The organism is Chryseobacterium potabilaquae, assembly GCF_902728265.1.
Classification (GTDB): domain Bacteria; phylum Bacteroidota; class Bacteroidia; order Flavobacteriales; family Weeksellaceae; genus Chryseobacterium; species Chryseobacterium potabilaquae.
The window spans coordinates 1-973 of sequence record NZ_CACVBR010000109.1 but is presented as its reverse complement, the minus strand read 5'-3'; the positions used below and the strand labels follow the sequence as shown (position 1 = coordinate 973).

Below are 973 nucleotides of genomic sequence, written 5' to 3'. Positions count from 1 at the left end.
TTTAAATAACCTCGTGATAAACCACTACCTCCAATATACAATTCTCCCACTGCGCCTACAGGTACGGGACGTAAATAACGATCTAAAACATACACCGAAGTATTCGAAATAGGCCGTCCTATATTAAGAGGATTTCCATCTTCATGATAATAATGATAGGTGGCATATACAGTAGCCTCAGTAGGACCATATTCATTAATTAAAATAATATCCTTTCTACTATTCTCAATAGTAGGAAAACTTTCTCCTCCTGTAATAATCAACTTAAGATAGGAATCATCAATAATTTCTTTTATCAATACTGCAGGAATAACAGAAACCTCTATATGGTTATCTCTAATATATTCATTAAGATCTTTTAAAGACTTTCTGAGCGCATTATTGAAAAGCCATAAAGTATTCCCATTACAAATTGCAGGAAACATTTCACTAACAAAAACATCAAAGACATAGTTAGAATAGCAACCAACGTTTGTATAATCTTTTAATTTTCGTGATCGTATCATTGAAGCGATAAGATTTACTACTCCGCTATGCTCGATCATTACTCCTTTAGGCTTACCTGTTGTTCCACTCGTGTAAATTACATAAGCCAAATTATCAGATTTAACTCCCGTAACAGGATTAGTAACACTACAACCTGAAAGAATATCTACAACAGATACATTATCCAAACTTACAACGGAAAATTCAACTTCTTCTGATCCACATACCGATACACAGCCTTTATAATAAGATAATAAAGATTTGGTATTCTCTTCTACCAGGATAACTCGGGCATGAGTATCTTTGAGAATATGATCTATGCGCTCCATAGGATAACCAGGATCAATAGGAACATACGCTCCTCCGGCCTTCAATACTCCTAAAATCCCTATAAGCATATCCTCAGATCTATTCAAACATAAAGGAATAAGCTCATCAGGTACTATTTTATAAGTATCCAATAGATAATGGGCCAACTGATTAGACC

At 34.4% G+C, this 973-nt stretch carries 1 protein-coding gene; it reads right to left on the bottom strand.

What is annotated here, in order from left to right; genetic code table 11:
• The coding region (locus CHRY9293_RS18375) for an AMP-binding protein (protein ID WP_162034304.1) at positions 1-973 on the bottom strand (973 nt) is incomplete at both ends.